This window comes from Streptomyces sp. NPDC006283 (assembly GCF_040613325.1).
Lineage (GTDB): Bacteria > Actinomycetota > Actinomycetes > Streptomycetales > Streptomycetaceae > Streptomyces.
Genome location: NZ_JBEXRZ010000024.1, coordinates 1 through 15,755, shown reverse-complemented (window position 1 = coordinate 15,755; position 15,755 = coordinate 1). Strand labels below are relative to the sequence as shown.

16 protein-coding genes are annotated in these 15,755 nt (G+C 71.5%); 9 read left to right on the top strand and 7 right to left on the bottom strand.

Annotated elements, in window-relative coordinates; genetic code table 11:
• Window positions 1-110 precede the first annotated feature (110 nt).
• Window positions 111-518 carry a (2Fe-2S) ferredoxin domain-containing protein gene (locus ABZ070_RS08070; protein ID WP_356631179.1) on the top strand — a complete coding sequence of 136 codons (408 nt, stop codon included), beginning with the start codon at window positions 111-113 and terminating at the stop codon, window positions 516-518.
• Between the two features lie 22 nt (window positions 519-540).
• On the opposite strand, the gene ABZ070_RS08065 is transcribed toward ABZ070_RS08070, so the two are convergent.
• The gene (locus tag ABZ070_RS08065; protein WP_356631177.1) at window positions 541-1,590 is read right to left on the bottom strand and encodes a bile acid:sodium symporter family protein; all 1,050 of its coding nucleotides are present in this window, start codon (window positions 1,588-1,590) and stop codon (window positions 541-543) included.
• Between the two features lie 202 nt (window positions 1,591-1,792).
• Between ABZ070_RS08065 and ABZ070_RS08060 the strand changes: the two genes are divergently transcribed.
• The 5 genes from ABZ070_RS08060 to ABZ070_RS08040 all read left to right on the top strand — a co-directional run bounded on the left by ABZ070_RS08060 (window position 1,793) and on the right by ABZ070_RS08040 (window position 7,530).
• Window positions 1,793-2,932, top strand: coding sequence for a PP2C family protein-serine/threonine phosphatase (locus tag ABZ070_RS08060; RefSeq protein ID WP_356631175.1), 1,140 nt, complete (start codon window positions 1,793-1,795; stop codon window positions 2,930-2,932).
• Between the two features lies 1 nt (window position 2,933).
• Window positions 2,934-3,815 (top strand): LysR substrate-binding domain-containing protein, encoded by an 882-nt coding sequence (locus ABZ070_RS08055; RefSeq protein ID WP_356631236.1) that lies wholly within the window; start codon window positions 2,934-2,936, stop codon window positions 3,813-3,815.
• A 320-nt stretch (window positions 3,816-4,135) separates the two neighbouring features.
• Window positions 4,136-5,935 (top strand): long-chain fatty acid--CoA ligase, encoded by a 1,800-nt coding sequence (locus ABZ070_RS08050; protein WP_356631173.1) that lies wholly within the window; start codon window positions 4,136-4,138, stop codon window positions 5,933-5,935.
• Window positions 5,936-6,041: 106 nt separating this feature from the next.
• Window positions 6,042-6,872, top strand: coding sequence for an aldo/keto reductase (locus ABZ070_RS08045; protein ID WP_356631171.1), 831 nt, complete (start codon window positions 6,042-6,044; stop codon window positions 6,870-6,872).
• Between the two features lie 184 nt (window positions 6,873-7,056).
• Window positions 7,057-7,530 (top strand): RICIN domain-containing protein, encoded by a 474-nt coding sequence (locus tag ABZ070_RS08040; RefSeq protein WP_356631169.1) that lies wholly within the window; start codon window positions 7,057-7,059, stop codon window positions 7,528-7,530.
• Between the two features lie 65 nt (window positions 7,531-7,595).
• Here the strand turns inward: ABZ070_RS08040 and ABZ070_RS08035 are convergent, their stop codons facing one another.
• The 4 genes from ABZ070_RS08035 to ABZ070_RS08020 form a co-directional block, all read right to left on the bottom strand.
• Entirely contained in the window at window positions 7,596-8,459 is an 864-nt protein-coding gene (locus tag ABZ070_RS08035; protein ID WP_356631167.1) for a class I SAM-dependent methyltransferase, read from the bottom strand.
• 26 nt (window positions 8,460-8,485) lie between these two features.
• Window positions 8,486-9,448 (bottom strand): AraC family transcriptional regulator, encoded by a 963-nt coding sequence (locus tag ABZ070_RS08030; protein WP_356631165.1) that lies wholly within the window; start codon window positions 9,446-9,448, stop codon window positions 8,486-8,488.
• Window positions 9,449-9,527: 79 nt separating this feature from the next.
• Entirely contained in the window at window positions 9,528-10,289 is a 762-nt protein-coding gene (locus tag ABZ070_RS08025) for a class I SAM-dependent methyltransferase (RefSeq protein WP_356631163.1), read from the bottom strand.
• Window positions 10,290-10,354: 65 nt separating this feature from the next.
• On the bottom strand, window positions 10,355-10,657 hold the full coding sequence (locus tag ABZ070_RS08020; RefSeq protein ID WP_356631161.1) for a 4a-hydroxytetrahydrobiopterin dehydratase: 303 nt from the start codon (window positions 10,655-10,657) through the stop codon (window positions 10,355-10,357).
• A 103-nt stretch (window positions 10,658-10,760) separates the two neighbouring features.
• Between ABZ070_RS08020 and ABZ070_RS08015 the strand changes: the two genes are divergently transcribed.
• Entirely contained in the window at window positions 10,761-11,267 is a 507-nt protein-coding gene (locus ABZ070_RS08015) for an FBP domain-containing protein (RefSeq protein WP_356631159.1), read from the top strand.
• Window positions 11,268-11,378: 111 nt separating this feature from the next.
• Here ABZ070_RS08015 and ABZ070_RS08010 read toward each other — a convergent pair whose 3' ends face one another.
• A complete protein-coding gene (locus ABZ070_RS08010; protein ID WP_356631157.1) occupies window positions 11,379-12,917 on the bottom strand; it encodes an ATP-dependent DNA ligase in 1,539 nt (512 codons plus the stop codon).
• Window positions 12,918-13,598: 681 nt separating this feature from the next.
• Between ABZ070_RS08010 and ABZ070_RS08005 the strand changes: the two genes are divergently transcribed.
• Both ABZ070_RS08005 and ABZ070_RS08000 read left to right on the top strand, forming a co-directional pair.
• A complete protein-coding gene (locus ABZ070_RS08005; protein WP_356631155.1) occupies window positions 13,599-14,027 on the top strand; it encodes an SsgA family sporulation/cell division regulator in 429 nt (142 codons plus the stop codon).
• Between the two features lie 30 nt (window positions 14,028-14,057).
• A complete protein-coding gene (locus tag ABZ070_RS08000; RefSeq protein ID WP_356631153.1) occupies window positions 14,058-14,876 on the top strand; it encodes a helix-turn-helix transcriptional regulator in 819 nt (272 codons plus the stop codon).
• On the opposite strand, the gene ABZ070_RS07995 is transcribed toward ABZ070_RS08000, so the two are convergent.
• Entirely contained in the window at window positions 14,866-15,285 is a 420-nt protein-coding gene (locus tag ABZ070_RS07995; protein ID WP_356631151.1) for a hypothetical protein, read from the bottom strand. The two genes, ABZ070_RS08000 and ABZ070_RS07995, sit on opposite strands and share 11 nt — an antisense overlap.
• Window positions 15,286-15,755 lie beyond the last annotated feature (470 nt).

Genomic DNA, 15,755 nt, shown 5'->3' with positions numbered 1-15,755 from the left:
TTCCGTCCACCGAGCCCGGTCCGCGGGTGCGGAGGCGGCCACATCTTCCGGAATGACCGATTCCCGCCCCGCCCGACCCGGTCCGGCCCGGTGGCTGACAAGATCGGCGGGTGACGATCCACGCCATACGCCCCTTCGGCGCCCGTCCCTGCACGCTCGTCGTCTGCCGCGGTTGCTGCTGCGGCGATGCCCGCAAGCAGCCCGGCACCGACCACGTCGGTCAACTGGCCAGGCTGCGCGAGGCGGCCGCCGCCTCCGGGGGGCGGCTCGCCGTCCGCACGAGTGACTGCCTCGGCCCCTGCGGTCAGGCGAACGTCATCGTGGTCCAGCCCTCCACGGAGGGACGACGCCGCGGAGCGCGTGCCGCGTGGATCGGCTGGGCGCTCGACGACGACGCCACGGAAGACGTCCTGTCCTGGGCCGAGGCCGGCGGACCCGGCATCGCGGAACCCCCGCCCACGCTCACGCTGCAGATGATCCCGCCGCCGTCGGACGCCCGGCGCCGGATCCGCCGCTGAGCCCCGGTCGGCTGCCCGCGGCTCAGCGGGGCCGCGCCACCGCGGGCGTGCGTCGCCCAGGGGCCTTGGGGGCAGGTGTGTCCGGCACATCGCGTTCCGCGTGGTATGCCCGGCGCCTCGCGATGACCGCACACACCATCAGCTGCATCTGGTGGAAGAGCATCAACGGCAGCACCGCCAGGCTCGCCTGGGCCCCGAACAGCACGGCCGCCATCGGCAGCCCCGCCGCGAGGCTCTTCTTCGAGCCGGCGAACTGGATCGCGACCCGGTCCGCCCTGCCGAAGCCGAGGCGCTTCGCGCCGAACCAGGTGAGCGTCAGCATCGCCGCCAGCAGCACCGCCTCGACCACGAGCAGCGCGCCCAGCCGGACGGGCGTGACCTGGTGCCACACCCCGGCGTTCATGCCTTCGCTGAAGGCCGTGTAGACGACGAGCAGGATCGAGCCCCGGTCGACGTACCCGAGCACCTTCTTGTTCCGGACGAGGAACCCGGAGACAAAGCGGCGCAGCAGCTGCCCCGCCAGGAACGGCACGAGGAGCTGGAGGACGATCCGCAGCAGCGAGCCGGCCGAGAAGCCGCCCGCCGCGCCGCCGAGCAGCAGGGCCGCGAGCAGTGGGGTGAGCACGATGCCGGCCAGGCTGGAGAACGAGCCGGCGCAGATCGCGGCGGGCACGTTGCCGCGCGCCATGGACGTGAACGCGATCGACGACTGGATGGTCGAGGGCACCAGGCACAGGAAGAGGAGTCCGCTGTAGAGGGCGGGCGTCAGCACGGCCGGTTCGAGCACCCGCCCGGCAAGTCCCAGCAGCGGAAAGACCACGAAGGTCGCGGCCAGCACCGTCAGGTGCAGCCGCCAGTGCCGCAGCCCGTCGAGCGCCTCTCGGGTGGAGAGCCGAGCGCCGTAGAGGAAGAACAGCAGGGCCACCGCGCCGGTCGACGCGCCGCCGGCCACTTCGGCCGCCGCTCCCGACGCGGGCAGCAGGGCCGCGAGGCCCACGGTCCCCAGCAACGCCAGTATGTACGGGTCGATCGGCAGCCAGGACGGCAGGCGCGGGGCGCGGGGGCGGCTCATGTGCTCCACTTGCTCTCGGTTCAGGGTCGTGCCCTCCCCATGGTCCTCCGTCACCCGTTGATCGGGAATCCCGTACACCGCACTGATTGCCATCACGATTCATGATGGCCGCCGGGGGACGGGTAGGCACCGGCGTTCGCCGAGCGCGCCGCGACGCGTTCGGTGACCGCCGGCAGGCGGCCGCGGCTCCTATGGTCGCCCTATGCCTCGCAACCGATCTTCGAACGGCCGGCGCCCCCTGCTGCTGCGTCAGGGGTGGGTCTGGTGGCTGCCGCTCGCCGCCGTGCCGGCCGACCTCGTCGCCGAGCTGACCCTGAACGGGCGCGAGCCGGTGAGCTTCCTGCTCATCGGTGTCCCCCCGCTTGCCGCCGCGACGCGCGGCCCCCTGGGCACAGCACTGTCGACCCTCGTCTGCCTGGGGCTGCAGATGCTCTTCGCCGCCCGCCGCCTCGGTCACTTCGACGAGCAGCACCATGTGGCGCTCTACGTGGCCACGCTGATCATCGGCATCGTCAGCACGGCCCTGTCCTGGCAGCGGGTGCGGACGAGAGCGCACCTGATCAGGGCGAACTCGGTTGCCGAGGCGATGCAGCGGGCCCTGCTCCGGCCCGTTCCGCACACGCTCGGACCGGTGCGGGCAGCGGCCTTCTACTCGGCGGGCGAGGGCGGCACGCTCGTCGGCGGCGACCTCTACGACATCTGCGCGACCCCCTTCGGAGTGCGGGCGATCATCGGCGACGTCCGCGGCAAGGGGCTCGGCGCGGTGCAGACGGTGGCGGCGGTGCTCGGCAGCTTCCGGGTCAGCGCGCACGAGTGGCAGGACCTGGCCGGTCTGGCGGAGCGGCTGGAACTCAGCATCGCCCGCAACGATCCCGTCGGCGACACGGACGATCCCGAACTGTTCGTCACCGCGCTGGTACTGGAGTTCCCGCTCTCGGGAGGAGAGGTGCGGATCGTCGACCGCGGCCACCCGCCCCCCATCGTCGTCGGCCCGGACGGTGCCCGGCGTCTGGCCACCGCGCCGGCGCTGCCGCTGGGGCTCGGCGCGCTGTCGCCCGGCGGCTCCGCGGAGACGACCGTGCACACGGTGCGTCCCGGAGAGGTGGTCGTCGTCCACACCGACGGGGTGAGCGAAGCACGCGACGGCACCGGAGCGTTCTACCCGGTACTCGAACGCCTCGCGACGCGGTTCGGGGACGGCCGGGCACCGGACCCGGCGGACGTCGTGTCGTTCGTACACGCCGACACGGCACGCTGGGCGAAGGACTGCGACGACGACCAGGCCGTCCTCGCCCTCACGCTGACGGACCGTTCCCCCAGCCGACCCGCCCCGCGCACCTAGGATCGACGGCGTGTACGAGCCCACGCAGCTTCGGACGTTTCTCGCGGTCGCACAGACCCTGAGCTTCACCCAGGCCGCCCGCCGGCTCGGGCTGCGGCAGTCGACGGTGAGTCAGCATGTGCGCCGGCTCGAGGAGGCGACCGGGCGGCCGCTGTTCAGCCGCGACACGCACAGCGTGGAGCTGACGGAGGACGGCGAGGCGATGCTCGGCTTCGCCCGCACCATCCTGCAGGCGCACGAGCGGGCCTCCGCCTACTTCACGGGGACGCGACTGCGCGGACGGCTGCGGTTCGGCGCGTCGGAGGACTTCGTGCTGACGCGGCTGCCGGAGATCCTGGAGACGTTCCGCCGCGACCACCCCGAGGTGGATCTGGAGCTCACGGTGGAGCTGTCGGGCACCCTGCACAAGCGGCTGGAGGCGGGCCGACTGGATCTGGTGCTCGCCAAGCGGGGGCCGGGGGCGACGCACGGTGAACTGGTGTGGCGGGACCGGATGGTGTGGATCTCCGCGGAGGGCCTGCGGGTCGATCCGGAGCGCCCACTGCCGCTGATCCTGTTCCCGCCGCCGGCCGTCACCCGGGCCCGGGCGCTGGACGTACTGGAGCAGGCGGGCCGCGCCTGGCGCATCACGTGCACGAGCGGCAGCCTCAGCGGCCTGGTAGCCGCTGCCCGGGCGGGGCTGGGCGTCATGGCGCACACCCGCGGGCTGATCCCGCCGGGGCTCGTGACGGTGCCGGACCGGGTGGGCCTGCCGGAGCTCGGCACGGTCGACTTCGTCCTGCTGCACGGCCGGCGCAGGGAGGCGGCCAAGGAGGCGGCCGACGCACTGGCCGGCGCTCTGCTCGCGGCGGGCGACCGGCTGCAGGGGCCGACGACGCGTTGACCGCGGAACCGGACGCCACCTCATGGCGATGGCGCGCCCCGCATCGCCTCAGGTACGGACCAATGCCGACGCACAGGTAGAGCGGCGGTGATCGCCGCGGGCAGATTCGGTGGAGATTCCGCCGCGGCGTACTTACTCACCAGTCAGTGGATCGCCCGGCGGGTCCGCTCCGACGGCACGTAACGGGCGCTGACCTGTGTCTACGCCATTCGTACACAGTTGACGAGAGCCCTCCCGCCCGGCGAAATCGTGGGGTACGGTCACGGCGCTGTGCGGAGCGCCACAAGGAGCAGCCATTGCGCGAGTTCACTGTCCCACCCATGGCCGCGGCGCCTCAGGTCGGCGGACTTGCGGACGCGGTCTTCGACCATGCCGTGGACGACCCCGACCGCGTCGCGCTGGGCCGCAAGGACGCGGAGGGCGTCTGGCAGGAGGTGACGTCGGCCCAGTTCCGCGACGAGGTACTGGCAGTGGCCAAGGGGCTGCTCGCGCAGGGCGTCCGGTTCGGCGACCGTGTCGCCCTGATGTGCCGTACCCGTTACGAGTGGACGCTGTTCGACTTCGCGCTCTGGACGGTCGGGGCCCAGTCCGTACCGCTGTATCCCACGTCGTCGGCGGAGCAGGTCTTCTGGATGCTGCACGACTCGGAGGTCACCGCGTGCATGGTGGAGCACGAGGACCATGCCATGACGATCGGTTCCGTGATCGACCGGCTGCCGCTGATGAAACGGCTGTGGCAGCTGGACGCCGGCGCGGTGGACCAGTTGGTCGAGGCGGGGGCGCAGATCGACGACGAGGTCGTGCACCGGCACCGGCGGGCGGTGACACCCGACTCGGTGGCCACGATCATCTACACGTCGGGCACCACGGGTCGCCCCAAGGGCTGCGTGCTCACGCACTCCAACTTCATGTTCGAGACGGACACGATGCTCAGCCGGTGGGAGCCGGTGTTCACCTCCAAGCCGGGTGACGAGGCGTCGACGCTGCTCTTCCTGCCCCTGTCGCACGTCTTCGGCCGGATGGTCGAGGTGTCGGCGATCCGGGGGCGCGTCAAGATCGGTCACCAGCCGGTCCTCCAGGCGAGCGCGCTGCTGCCCGATCTCGCCTCGTTCCGGCCCACGTTCATCCTGGCTGTGCCGTACATCTTCGAAAAGGTCTTCAACGCCGCCCGCCGCAAGGCGGAGAGCGCCGGCAAGCTGGGCCCCTTCGACAAGGCCGTCGAGGTGGCCGTGAGATACGCGGAGGCCATGGAGCACCGGGCCTTCGGCCTCGGGCCCGGTCCCTCCGCCGGTCTGCGTGTGCAGCACCAGCTCTTCGACAAGCTGGTGTACGGAAAGGTCCGCGACGCGATGGGCGGCCGGGTGCGGCACGCGATGTCGGGGGGCTCCGCCATGGACCGCCGGCTCGGTCTGTTCTTCGAGGGCGCGGGCGTCACCATCTACGAGGGCTACGGCCTGACCGAGTCGAGCGCGGCGGCCACCGCGAACCCTCCCGAGCGCACTCGCTACGGCACCGTCGGCCTGCCGATCCCGGGGACCACCGTGCACATCGCGGAGGACGGCGAGGTGTGGCTGCACGGCGGGCACATCTTCCAGGGCTACCTGGGAGACCCGAAGGCCACGGACGCCGTGCTCCATGACGGCTGGTTGGCCACCGGAGACCTGGGCGCGCTCGACGAGGACGGCTATCTCACGATCACCGGGCGGAAGAAGGAGATCCTGGTGACCTCGGGCGGCAAGAGCGTCTCGCCCGTAGGCCTGGAGGAGCGGGTGCGCTCGCACCCGCTCATCGCGCAGTGCATCGTCGTCGGCAACGACCGGCCCTACATCGCGGCACTCGTCACTCTCGACCAGGAGGCGGTCGATCACTGGCTGTCCATCCAGGGGAGGCCGAATCTGCCGGCGGCGGACATGGTCCGCGACCCGGACCTGGAGATGGAGATCCGCCGAGCGGTGGTGTCCGCGAACACTCTGGTGTCCAAGGCGGAGTCGATCCGGACGTTCCGGATACTGGCGCATCCGTTCAGCGAGGAACACGGGCTGCTGACACCGTCCCTGAAGCTGAAGCGGAAGGCGATCGAGAACGCGTACGCGGCCGAAGTGCAGGCCCTCTACCGGTGAGCCGGCAGGCCTTCGCTCCGGCCCGGATCACGGCGGCGGGAATGCGATCAGGTTGCTGATCGTTGACCATGGGAGCCCCAACCGACGACGTAAGGATCGACCGCTCGTGAGCAAGGTCCCCTTCATCACTCTCAACAACGGCGCCGCGATGCCGCAGCTCGGCTTCGGCGTCTGGCAGGTGCCCGACGGCGAGGCGGAGCAGACGGTGAGCGCGGCCCTGGAGGCCGGCTACCGCAGCATCGACACCGCGGCCGTCTACGGCAACGAAGCGGGCACCGGCAAGGCCCTCACCAGCTCCGGGATCGCCCGCGACGAGCTGTTCGTCACCACCAAGCTGTGGAACTCCGACCAGGGTTACGACAGCACGCTGCACGCCTTCGACGCGTCCCTCGCGAAGCTGGGCCTCGACTACGTCGACCTGTATCTGATCCACTGGCCGATGCCGGCGCGCGACACCTACGTGGACACCTACAAGGCCCTGGAGAAGATCCTCTCGGACGGCCGGGCCAAGGCCATCGGCGTGTCGAACTTCCTGCCGGAGCACCTCGAACGCCTCTTCGACGAGACCGCGGTGGTCCCGGCGGTGAACCAGATCGAGCTGCATCCGCAGCTCCAGCAGTCCGCGGCACGCGACTTCCACACGAAGCACGGCATCGCCACCGAGGCCTGGTCCCCGCTCGGCCAGGGCAAGGAGCTGCTGCAGGCTCCGGCCGTGGTCGCGGTGGCCCGCAAGCACGACCGTACCCCTGCCCAGGTGGTGCTGCGCTGGCACCTCCAGGTGGGCAACGTGGTGATCCCCAAGTCCGTCACGCCGTCGCGGATCCAGGAGAACATCGACGTCTTCGACTTCGAGTTGGACGCCGACGACCTGGCCGCCTTCGCGGCTCTGGACGAGGGCAGGCGGCTCGGCCCGGACCCGGCCGACATCAACTCCTGACCGGACGAGCCCTGCCGCGAGGACGGAACGGCGCGGTCGCGAGTGTGCGGCTGCGCCGTTCGCCGTTCCTCGTCATCCGTCGGTGTCGGTGTCGGTAAAGACCGTTGTCGGTGGAGGCCGTTGTCGGTGGAGGCTGAGACGATGATCCCGGTCGTCGATCAGCGGCCGGGCACGAGGGGGAACGGTGGACGGACCACTTGAGGCAGGGCTCTATCGGGTGCGAAACGTCAACAGCGGGCTGCTGCTGGAGGTGTACGGCGGCGGCAAGGGCAGCGGCGTCAACGTCCAGCAGGGCAAAGACGCCGGCACCCCCGCCCAGCAGTGGCGCATCGCCCCCGTACCGAACGGGAACGGGCTGTACCACTTCGTCAACGCGGCCAGTGGCAAGCGGCTCGACGTGGCGAACGCCTCGACGGAGAACGGCGCCAACGTCCAGCAGTGGAAGGCGAACAACTTCGGCGCCCAGGAATGGATCGTCGAACGCCACCTCGACTCGCCGGGCACGGTGACCGTCGTCAGCTTCGTCAGCGGGCTGCTGCTCGAGGTGGCCGACGGCGCGACCGACGACGGGGCGAACGTGCAGCAGTGGGAGGACACCGACTCGCCCGGCCAGTGGTGGCAGTTGGAGCCGGTGACCCCTGACGGCCCGGACCGCTGAACACCGGCCCCGCGGTTCAGTCCCTGCGGGGCCGGTTCAGTCCCCGCAGTTCCTGCGGGCCCGGTTCAGCCCCTGCGGGCCGTGAAGACGGTGCGGGCGGTCAGCAGGTGCGCGTCGGCACGCCGCAGCAGCCCCTCGGCGTCCTCGGGGTCCAGCAGCCGGTCGAGGACGGCGATGTCGTCGTCCGGCAGCAGTCCCTCCACCAGCCTCCGCTGCCAGGCGAAGGCCGACACCAGCTGCTCGCGCACGGACATGGGGACGGGCGCCGGGACGTCGAGCAGGAAGGAGCGGGTGCCGCTCGGGGTGAGCCCGGATGCGGCGAGCAGTGCCCGCCAGTCCTCGACCTCGTCCTTGGCTCCGGGCAGCTCGGCCCGCATCCGGGCGAACCAGTCCTCCACGGCCGCGCCGACCCTGCTCTCCAGGCCCGGCCTGCCGATCCCGATGTCGCGCGGGAGGTGGCGGGCTGGCAGTCCGCCCTCGAGGACGGCGATCAGCCCGCCGGGCCGCAGCAGCCGGCCGAGGGTGCCGAGTGCCGCACGCTGGTCGCCCAGGTGGTGCACGAAGCCGCCGGCCCAGATGAGGTCCGCCTCACCCAAGTCCGCCATGTCGTCGGGCAGTTCGGCCGTGCGTGTACGGACGCGGTCGCCCTGGCCGGCCCTGGCCGCGCGTGCGGCGGCCCGTTCCAGCAGCGGCTCGGTGCCGTCCACGGCGACGACCTCGGCGTACGGGAACGCCTCGGCGAGCAGCCCGGTGATCACGCCGGGCCCGCTGCCGATGTCGAGGATCCGCCGGACGCCTCCGGCGGGTACCAGCTCCCGCAGCCAGTCGGTCGCCTGCCGGTACAGGGGGCTCTGCACCTCCGCGCCGCGCTCCAGCAGCGGCCCGAGTTCGTCCCAGTCGATGTGGGTGGAGTCGTGGTGGTTGCTCATGCGCCCAGGGTGACCCGCCCGCACTCCTACGGCAAGCTTCGTTGCCGGTCCGGCAAAACACCACCCGTGCGGTGCTCCTGCGGGCTGATGCCCCGCACCCGCTTGAAGGCCGCGCTGAGCGCGAACGAGCCGCTGTAGCCGACCTTCCGCGCCACCGCCTCGACCGTCGTGTCGCTCTCGCGCAGCAGGTCCGCGGCGAGCGCGAGCCGCCAGCCGGTGAGGTATGCCATGGGCGGCTCGCCGACCAGCTCGTTGAAGCGCCGGGCGAGCGCGGCCCTCGACACGCCGCACTCCGCGGCGAGCGAGGCGACGGTCCAAGGGCGGGCCGGGCCGTCCTGGATCAGCCGCAGCGCCTGCCCCACCACCGGATCGCCCATGGCCCGGTACCAGGCGGGCGCCTCGGCGTCGGGCCGGGAGAACCAGGTGCGCAGCACGGCGATCAGCAGCAGGTCGAGCACCCGGTCGAGCACCACGCTCTGACCCGGGTCGTCACGGGCGATCTCCTCGTCGAGGACGGCCATGAGGGGGTGGTTCCACACCTGCGCCGACAGGTGCAGCAGCGGCGGCAGCGCGTCCAGCAGCCGGCCGCTGACCTCGCCCTTCATCTGGTACGTCCCGATGAGCATGGAGGTCGAGCCGTCAGGCGCGTTTCCCCAGGTCCGCACGCCCAGCCTCATGGACTGGTTGAGCGGTTCGCCCTGAAGGGTGTGGCAGGTGCCGCCGGGACCGATCCGGGCGTGCGGCTCGGCACCGGGCGTATGGGAGACGGTGTACGGCTCGGGGCCGCGCGCGACGGCCACGTCACCGGGCCGCAGCAGCACCGGCTTCCCAGAGGCGGGGGCGATCCAGGCCTCGCCGTGGGTGACGCACATCAGACAGAGCGGGGCCTCGTCGTCGATGTGCACGGACCACGGCGGCTCCATCACCATGCGCAGCAGAAAAGCCCCCCTGGCCCGCGGCCCGTCCAGAAGTCCGGCGAGAGCGTCCATGACCACCAGCGTAGACGGACGCGTATGACGGCGCGGCCGCGCACCTCCAGGAGTCACACCTCCGGGCGAGCTCCGCCCGTTACCGTGCGCCCTCGGCCGGGCCGGCGTCCTTGCGGAAGGCGTGCAGTACGTACGAGGGGTCCGGACGGCGGGTGTCCTGGCCGGGCAACAAGGCCAGCCGGTCCGCGAGTTCACGGGCCGTCGCGCTGTCGCCGCCGTCGGGGAACCAGGAACGGAAGCGCCCCGCGAGCAGCGCCTCTGCCGTGGCCCGAGGGGTGCGGCCCTGGCCGTGGCCGGCGAACCGGGCACGGCCGACGGGTCGCATGCCACCGGCGGCCGCGTGCGCCTCGATCGCATCCGCGCGATCACGGGCGGCGGCGAACGAGCGGTGCGGGCGCAGGATCGTGTCGATGTCGCTGTCCACGTCGTGCCCGGCGTCCTTGTCGACGGTGGCGACGAACACACCGCCGGGCCGCAGTACCCGTGCGGCCTCCGCGACCACCGCTGCCGAGTCGGGCACCAGGTGGAGCAGCCATACGGCGCTGACCGCGTCGAAGGCTCCGTCCCGCAGGGGCAGCCGCCGCACGTCGCCGAGCACGACGGGGGCGCCGATGCGGTCGGCCGCCTTGTGCGCCATGCCGTACGAGCGGTCGCAGCCCATCACGCGCAGACGGGGACGGCGCAGACGTGTCGTCACCAGTCCGGTGCCGCAGCCGATGTCGAGAAGTGTGCGTGCTTGTGCCGGTATCAGGCCGAGCACCGCCGCGGCGGCGGCCTCGGCCCTGGGCACGCCGCCACGCGTCGCGTCGTAGGCAGCTGCCTCGCGGTCGTAATCGAGCATGTCTGGAGCATGCCAGAACCATCAGGAGGCGAAACGGGCACTCTCCGTCAGCTGTACGCGAGGCGCTAGTTGGCCCCGTGGCCCGTCGCGATCTCCTCCACCCGCTCGGCCAGCCGGAAGTCCCGCTCGGTGATCGCGTTCGCGTCGTGGGACTGGACGGTCAGCGCGACCGAGTTGTAGCCGAGCGTCAGCTCCGAGTGATGGTTCAGCTCCTCCTGGATCTGTGCGATGTGCACGACCATGGCGGTCGCCGCGAAGTGCGAGTCGAGACGGTAGGAGCGGGCGATCCTCGCCCCCTCGAGGGACCAACCGGGGAGCTCACGCAGCCGGTCCTCGATCTCCTTCTGCGACAGCGGCTCTGTGGGCATGACCAGGATCCTTCCGGGAGGGGGCGGCGGACGGGGACACCATAGATCGGATGCCCGATAATTCGGATGCCTGCACCAGGCCACGCTGTGTACGTTCCACCGAGTGGAACCATTGACCGACAAACAGATCCGAACGTCCTTCGTGAACTGCACGAAAGGGGAGGCCGGCCGGATGCGGCTGCCGGCCGACTTCGCCGAACTTCCCTGGGAGGACCTGGACTTTCTCGGCTGGGTGGATCCGGGCGCGCCACTGAGGGCGCATATCGTCCTGCCCCGGGAGGACCGGCCTGTCGGCATCACCCTGCGCATCCCGTCCACCGGGCGGACCAGCGTTCTCAAGTCCAGCATGTGCCAGGCGTGTCTCACCGCGCACGCGTCCTCGGGGGTGACCCTGTTCGCCGCGCCGCTGGCCGGCGCGGCGGGCCGGGAGGGTAACACGGTGGGCACCTACCTGTGCGCGGATCTGGCCTGCTCGTTGTACGTGCGCGGCAAGAAGCAGCCGAAGCTGCGACACGGCCGGTACGAGGAGAGCCTCACGCTCGAGGAGCAGATCGCCCGGACCACGGAGAACCTGTCCGCGTTCGCGGACAAGGTGCTGGGTCTGCGCTGACGAGCCGCTCGCCGGCCGGGGCCGACGAGCCGTCGTCCGGTCCCGGGCCTGAGAGCCCCTCCGGTCCCGGTCCGACGAGCCTGTCCGGGCTCCGGCCCGCCCTTCGTTCGGTCAGGCCCGCGCCGCCAGGACCTGGTCGATGGTGTCCGCCTCGGCCGCGGGCTTGTCGGGCCGGTGGCGCAGGACCCGGGCGAAGCGCAGGGCGACGCCCGCCGGATAGCGGGGGGAGCGCTGCAGCCCGTCGTAGGCGATCTCCACGACCAGTTCGGGGCGGACCCGTACCGTGAAACCGTCGTCGTCCACGGCGAGTTCGTGGAGCCGTTCGGTCTGCCAGCGGAGCATCTCGTCGGTGAGCCCTTTGAAGGTCTTGCCGAGCATCACGAACCCGCCGTCCTCCGCACGGGCGCCCAGGTGGAGGTTGGACAGCAGGCCGGTACGCCGGCCGTGGCCCCGTTCGGCGGCCAGGACCACCAGGTCGAGCGTGTGGACGGGCTTGACCTTGAGCCACGAGCGACCGCGGCGGCCTGCGCTGTACGGCGCGTCCAGGGCCTTGACCAGGACTCCCTCGTGGCCGCGCCGCAGTGTCGCGGCGAAGAACTCCTCCGCGGAGCGGACCTGGCCGGCGGCTTCCGGGTCGTCGACGACAACGCGCCTGACCCGGGTCGGTTCGGGAACGAGCCGGGCGAGGATCTCGTGCCGCTCGGCCCCCGACCGGTCGAGCACCGACTCGCCGTCGGCGGCCAGGACGTCGAAGTAGACCGGGTACAGCGGCAGTGCGGCGCGGGCCGTCTCGACGTCGAGACGGGATCCCACACGTGAGGCGATGTCCTGGAAGGGGACGGGCCGCCCGTCGGCGGCCAGCGCGATGACCTCGCCGTCGAGGATGAACCCGTCGCCGGTCGTCTCGAGGGCCTGGTGGGCCACTTCGGGGAGCCGGTCGGTGATGTCGTCGAGGGACCTGGTGTAGATCCGGACATCGCCGCCGGAACGGTGGACCTGGACGCGGATGCCGTCGAGCTTCTCCTCGACCACACAGGCGACACCCAGCGTCCGGACCGCTTCGGTGACGGATTTGGCGGTGTGCGCGAGCATCGGCTGCACGGGGCTGCCGACGCGCAGCCGGAACTGTTCCAGCGCCGCCGGGCCCTCCGCGAGCAGCGCACGTGCCACCCGGGGCAGCGAGCCCTCCAGCATCACGGCGCGGCGCACATCCGCCGCCGGCGCACCGGCGGCCCGGGCGACGGCCTCGAGCGCGACGGCGTCCAGTGCCCCCTGACGCACCTCGCCGGTGAGCAGGCGCACCAGGAACTGCTGCTCGTCCTCGGTGGCCGCGGCCATCAGCCGCCGCACCCGGTCGCGGCGCTCCGCCTGGGAACCGGGACCCGACACGCGGGCGAGGGCGGTGAACGCGGCGTCCGCCTCGCCGACGGTGAGAGCCGGGACGGCGGCCGGCGGCACCGGCTCCTTCAGGATGCTCCAGCCGATGCCGATACGACCCTGGGGCAGCTGCCCGGCCAGGTAGGAGATGACGAGGGCGACGTCCTCCGGCCAGGCCTCCGAGAACAGGTCCGCCAACGCGGCGATCTTGCGCGAACGGGCCGAGGTGGCGGCGACCTCGCGGGAGACGTCGGCTACGCGGGCGAGCAGCATGCGGCCATCGTGCCCCCACCGGACGGCTCCCGCACTCCCCCGGCGCGCCGCACCCGGCGGTGGCGCGGGGCGCGCGGATCCGGGGCCGGAGCTGTCGCGGGCCAGTCGCGCCACGGGGTAACGGCGAGTAACACTCATCACAGCAGACCATGGGGATGCCATGGAACAGCCAAGGATGGTTTATCGTTCATCTACGCGTGGGTGCGGATGGGACAGTGTCCCCGGGCCTCACCTTTTGCCCGCGGGGACGATCGTTCGGCTGAAGCCCCGTGGAGCGTTTCGCCGAGAGGCGACCGCCATGCGCGCCCACACCCTGTGACCGCCCCGGCCGGAAACCCCCGTCCGGCCGGGGCTCCTTTTCTCCGGCCTCCGCGCCGGTTCGGGTTGTCGATTCCGCGCCGGTTCCACCGTCGATTCCGCCCCGGCGACCGCCCTGCGCGGGCCCGGCACGGGTCGGGCCCGGACCCCCCAGGGGCCCTCCGCCCGGATACTCATCCGTAACCAGACCCTGCCCCATTTGTAGGGATATGTGATGGCGCAAAACTCTAGCCATCCTGGCCGAATCGCTTCAGGCTAGGTGATGCAGGTCACACACGCCACTGGTGTCGCTCGCGCGAGCGTGAGCCCTGCCCGTGACGCCGTACGTGCACGCGGAGCGGAACAGCAGCAGAGGAGCGAGCGATGTCGTCGACCATCGAGCAATCCGTCCGGGCCCGCCTCATCAGCGATGCGCCCCACTCCCTGGCCGTTCCGGTGATCCTGCGCTACAGCGACAGCGACCCCTTCGCCGTCCGTATGGTCTTCCCGCCGGAGGCCTGTCTGAACGACACCGGCGTCACCTGGACCTTCGCCCGCAGTCTGCTCGACGCGGGTCTGCGTGCCCCCTCCGGCGACGGCGACGTGCACATATGGCCCTGCGGGCGGGTGCAGACCATGGTGGAGCTTCGCTCACCTGAAGGCGTTGCGCTGCTCCAGATGGACACCGCGAGCCTGCGCCGGTTCCTCGTGCGCTCGTACGCAACCGTCCCGGCCGGCAACGAGGCGGGCGCCATGGACATCGAGCGGGCGCTCGCCGCGCTCCTGGGCAACGCACGGGGGCTGAAGGAGTAGGAAGCCGCCGCTCCGTACTACGGTCTGGCCATGACGACTGCCCTTTCCGGTACGGGAGTAGGACCGCTGCTGCGCGGCTGGCGCGAGCGACGGCGGATCAGCCAGCTCGAACTCGCGCTGCGCGCAGGGTCGTCCGCCCGCCACATCAGCTTCATCGAGACGGGCCGCTCCCGCCCCAGCGAGGAGATGGTCCTGCGCCTCGCGGAGCACCTCGACGTTCCCGTACGGGAGCGCAACGCCCTCCTGCTGGCCGCCGGTTACGCACCCCGGTACGCCGAGACGCCACTGGGCGACCCGGCGATGGAGGCGCTGCGCGAGGGCATGGAACGGCTGCTCCAGGGCTACGAGCCGTACCCGGCGCTCGTCGTCGACGGCACCTACCACGTGCTCGCCGCCAACCGGGGCATCGCGATGCTGCTCGACGGGCTGCCGGAGCATCTGCTCTCCCCGCCGCTCAACGCCATGCGGATCACGCTCCACCCCGAGGGCCTGGCCCCGCGTATCCGCAATCTGCCGGAGTGGCGCGGCCATCTCCTGCACCAGATGGAACGGCAGATGGCACTGGTCCGTTCCGACGCGCTGCGCAGCCTGTACGACGAGGTCGCCGCCTTTCCAGTGCCCCGGAACGGCGCCTGCGACGTGAGTGAGGCGATGGACCCGGGTTCAGCGCCGTACCCGTACTTCGCGCTCCCACTCCGGATCGAACACGAGGGGCGGGTGCTCTCCTTCGTGTCCTCGATCTCCACCTTCAACACGCCGCTGGACGTGACCGTCGCCGAGCTGGCCATCGAGACGTTCCTCCCGGCCGACCCGGCGACGGTGAAGTACCTGCAGTCGCTCACGCCGTAGCGGTGGCCCGCAGAGCGGACCACTGCAGCACAGCGAAGCCGGCAACGGTCAGCGCCTGCAGCACGGTCCAGGCGGCGCCCACAGCGGTCGGCTCGAGCCACAGCGCGAGAGCGACGACGCTGAGGACCGACCACACGATGTTGATGTCGACGACGAGCGTGACGGCAAGCTGCGGCGGCCGACGCCGTACGGCGAGCAGGCCGACGCCCGCGGCGTAGGCGGCCAGGAACAGGCCGAGGACGAGCAGCAGCGTGCCGTCGACACCGAGCAGCCGCCCGAGCGGGCCCGAAGCCGCGGCGTACGCAAGGCCGTTGGCGCCGGTGACCAGCGCGTCGGCGGCGAGGAAGCGGCGCAGCATGGACTGCGGTTCGGTGGTGCGGGAGATTCCGGCGAGCAGCGTGGCGGACATGGCGGATCAGCCTCCGTCGAGGGTGCGCGGGACGTGGTGGGCCCGGGCCCCGGACGGAGTGCGCCGCCCGGGACCCGGTGCTCACAGACTGCCGCGCTGCCCTTCGGGCGTCGATTACGCGCCAGGTAATGAGGCAGGGGACGGGACGACCTTCAGCGGGAGCCGACCCAGGTGTCTACGACCAACAATCGTCCGTGGGAGTCCCTGGGAGTCCGCCGAGTGTCGTGGTGTGTGGCTCCCTTCGTGGCTCCCCGGAGGCTCCCCACTGCAGCTCTCTTCCTATGGCCCAGGAGCCGCTGTACGGCCGCCGTGATGCAGGACAAGCGGCACGCGGGGGCGCTGCCGACACCTGCCTTGTAAGTTCGATCAGGGGCGCTGTGCCAAAGGCACGCCGGGGCGTCCGGCCGCCGTGCTGGGTCGCTCGCGGATGCGGCTGTGCGCCCTCGTTGATGTCAGTCGTAGATGTCAGG